Annotated in this window: 5 protein-coding genes; 3 read left to right on the top strand and 2 right to left on the bottom strand. The window is 46.2% G+C overall.

Annotated elements, in window-relative coordinates:
* Nucleotides 1-50 precede the first annotated feature (50 nt).
* Nucleotides 51-248, top strand: a complete 198-nt coding sequence (locus RMO55_RS19645) for a ribbon-helix-helix protein, CopG family (RefSeq protein WP_310429470.1) — start codon at nt 51-53, stop codon at nt 246-248.
* On the top strand, nt 245-631 hold the full coding sequence (locus tag RMO55_RS19640) for a type II toxin-antitoxin system death-on-curing family toxin (RefSeq protein ID WP_310429468.1): 387 nt from the start codon (nt 245-247) through the stop codon (nt 629-631). The genes RMO55_RS19645 and RMO55_RS19640 overlap by 4 nt, the downstream gene beginning before the upstream one ends.
* A 248-nt stretch (nt 632-879) precedes the next feature.
* On the opposite strand, the gene RMO55_RS19635 is transcribed toward RMO55_RS19640, so the two are convergent.
* Together RMO55_RS19635 and RMO55_RS19630 are read right to left on the bottom strand one after the other, a co-directional pair.
* The gene (locus RMO55_RS19635; RefSeq protein ID WP_310429467.1) at nt 880-1,143 is read right to left on the bottom strand and encodes a hypothetical protein; all 264 of its coding nucleotides are present in this window, start codon (nt 1,141-1,143) and stop codon (nt 880-882) included.
* 23 nt (nt 1,144-1,166) lie between these two features.
* Nucleotides 1,167-1,676, bottom strand: coding sequence for a DUF4365 domain-containing protein (locus RMO55_RS19630; RefSeq protein WP_310429465.1), 510 nt, complete (start codon nt 1,674-1,676; stop codon nt 1,167-1,169).
* Nucleotides 1,677-1,783: 107 nt separating this feature from the next.
* On the opposite strand from RMO55_RS19630, the gene RMO55_RS19625 reads away from it, so the two are divergent.
* Nucleotides 1,784-3,128: cobaltochelatase subunit CobN (locus RMO55_RS19625; protein ID WP_310429463.1), on the top strand; the 1,345-nt coding region annotated here is incomplete at its 3' end.

The following is a 3,128-nucleotide window of genomic DNA, read 5'->3' as shown; positions in this document are numbered from 1 at the left end:
CGATCTCAGTGGTTATAATATTAAATATCTAGAATATTGAGGAATTATCGATGGCTTCTATCACAGTCACTATTCCAGATGAGCAACTTCAGAAATTGCAGCAATTAGCACAGGAAAGCCAAGTTTCACCAGAAGATTTACTGCGTGCCAATATAGAAGAGTGGCTAGCTCGTCCTCAAGATGAGTTTACTCAAGCAGCAAGTTATGTCCTCAAGAAAAATGCCGAACTCTATCGTCGGTTAGCATGATCCGTTATCTAACGTTAGCAGAAGTAATCGAGCTACACCGTGGAATCCTGGAACAGGTAGCTGGAAATGGCGGGATCCGCGAGTTGGGTGCATTAGAATCTGCTCTCGCACAACCACGCATGACGTTTGGTGGTGAAGAACTTTATCCTACAATCATTGAAAAGGCTTCGGCGTTGGGATTCTCGATTGTGATGAACCATCCGTTTGTTGACGGCAATAAACGTGCTGGACACGCGGCAATGGAGACATTTCTGGTGTTGAATCGGCTGGAGATTAAGGCTATGGTTGATCAGCAGGAGCAGGTGATTTTAGCTTTGGCTGCGGGTGAATTAGAGCGGGATGCTTTTACCAACTGGTTACGGCAAAATGTTGAAGCTAGATAAGAGATTATTAATTCAGATCTCCCAACGTCGGCCAGGTAGGAAGTCTGTTACGCAGATCGAGTAGGATGATCGATCGAGATAAAGGTTTGGGGCAGTTATAATATTAAATATTTCGGAGGATGATTATATGAAAAGTTTAGTAGATGAGCTAAAAGCACGAGTTGAAGAATAAAAAAAATGGCAGAACTTTTGAGACATTCGTCGAACAACAGCCAGCACCGATCCTCAGACTCACTAGACTCACTATTTTATTGTGATGCTTTAACTTTTTCAATATCTGCAACCACTGCATTCAGCGATCGATCCTCGATATCTGCGATCGTTTGTACCGCCTGATAAATCCGCAAAGGCGCATCTTTTAGATCGTTGGTTATCGGCAACACCAATCGAATTGCTCGACCATCATTATCTACCAATCCAGCAAAAACTTGGAGCTTGTGATTGGGATGATCTACTTGCTGCCAACCATGACTGAGGATATAACTCTCTACATCTTGCTTAGATAGATTCAAGTCTATAATTGGATTGTGTTCGATCATGGCCATATTCCACTATCAACATTGTTGAGCATCCACCGCAAAGACTCAGGTAGAAATAGTTGCTGTCTGGATATCCGAATTCTAACAGTTTTTGAGTTAGTGCTTAATTCGCCGTTGAGGTATGCCCAGTAACAACCGCCACCCAAAATTAGTGAATCTTCGGAAGCTGTCAACCACCTATCCCGATTGGCTGGAAGCGTCTTTAAAAGTAGAATACAAGGAATGCCACTGCTACTCAATCTCCGATCGATGAGATCGTTGTAGTTTTTCACATCTAAGTCATAGACAATATACTCAGACTCAATTAGATAATTTACAGATGCTTTGAGTTGAAAATCTACCGCCAATCCTTGAGTTACAAGCCTAGAGCCTCTGGTACGGATCGAGCGAAATGTACCATCAAAGCCATAATCCAGATCGAAGTAAGACATACTTACTCCAGCTTGCCCAGCAATGGCTTGGACATGGGCAAGGCTTAATAATTCTTCGACTGACTGCTGCGGCAACAAAGTTGTTTAATGACTTTCAAATTAGCTGGACATAACAGATCTAATTCTATATTGCCAAGTCCAAGTTCGTTACAATGAGATGCTGTTTGTCAGGGTGAAAATCAATGCATCGTCTCGCTACAATACCAGGTGGTTGGAATCCTGCGGCTGAAGGTGTCATCTTTGTCGAACAACAGCCAGCACCGATCGCATTTATTACCGCCGCAGATACTGATATTCAGACATTGGCAGTCGCTACAACGCAGCTATCAGAAGACTTTCCCCAGGTGCGGGTGGTGAATTTGTTGCAACTCCAGCAGCAATTGACGATCGATACTTATGCCGAGGATGTACTGACGGCGGCGAAGGTAATTATCGTCCGGTTAATTGGGGGTCAATCCTACTGGAATTATGGGCTAGAAGTGGTTCAGGAGACTGCCAGACAGACGGGAGCGGTGCTAATCGTTTTGCCAGGGGATGAGCGTCCCGATCCGACCTTGATGAGCCATTCTACTGCGAGTTTGGCGGATGTCGATCGAGTGTGGCAATACCTAATCGAAGGTGGGGTGGATAATTACCGTCAGCTATTGAATTTTATCGCCAGTCGGTGGTTAGGTTTTGAGTGTGCATATCGCGCGGCTGAAGCCGTACCGCGTGTGGGAATTTATGATGAGGTGCGGTGGCTGCCGGAGGGAATGCCGTTGCAGGGTGGGGCGGCGATCATCTTCTATCGGGCGCACTATTTATCTGGAAATCTAGCCGCGATCGAGGCATTATGTCAAGCATTAGTCGATCGAAAGCTAACTCCGGTGCCGATCTTTGTGTCTTCGCTCAAAGATCCGGTGGTACAGCGGGTATTAACTAGTTATTGTCAGCAGGGTGTGGATGTTTTACTCAATACTACGAGTTTTTCCCTAGCAAGTTTAGATACTGATATGCCCCAGGTTGGCTTGTGGGCGACGTTGAATTTACCTGTTTTTCAGGTGATTTTGAGCGGTGCGGGGAAGGAATTTTGGCAATCTGGTTGGCAGGGTTTGACACCCCGCGATATGGCGATGAATGTGGCTCTCCCAGAGGTGGATGGGCGGATTATTACGCGAGCGATTTCGTTCAAGGCGGTGCAAACTCAGAACTCGGCACTTCAGACGGATGTATTGGTGTATGAACCCGTGCCCGATCGAGTCAAATTTGTGGCAGAATTAGCTTTAAATTGGAGTAAACTACGGCAGACGGAGGTATGCGATCGTAAGGTAGCCCTGATTCTGGCTAATTATCCGACTCGCGATGGGCGGTTGGCGAATGGGGTGGGGTTGGATACGCCTCAGAGTTGTGTGGAAATCCTGCACGCGCTCAAGGCGGCGGGTTATCAAGTTGGGGATATTCCGGCTGATAGTGGAGAGTTGATTAAGTTATTGACGGCGGGAGTGACGAATGATACTGAAGGAGATGGGTGGCGGAAGGCGCGTCAGT

The organism is Chamaesiphon sp. VAR_48_metabat_135_sub (genome assembly GCF_031418915.1).
Lineage (GTDB): Bacteria > Cyanobacteriota > Cyanobacteriia > Cyanobacteriales > Chamaesiphonaceae > Chamaesiphon.
Note: the sequence above shows the minus strand (reverse complement) of the source record. Positions and strands in the feature narration are given on the sequence as shown.

Coding starts and splice junctions, on each gene's coding strand:
- RMO55_RS19645 (WP_310429470.1), top strand. CDS start 51: ATGGCTTCTATCACAGTCACTATTCCAGATGAGCAACTTCAGAAATTG.
- RMO55_RS19640 (WP_310429468.1), top strand. CDS start 245: ATGATCCGTTATCTAACGTTAGCAGAAGTAATCGAGCTACACCGTGGA.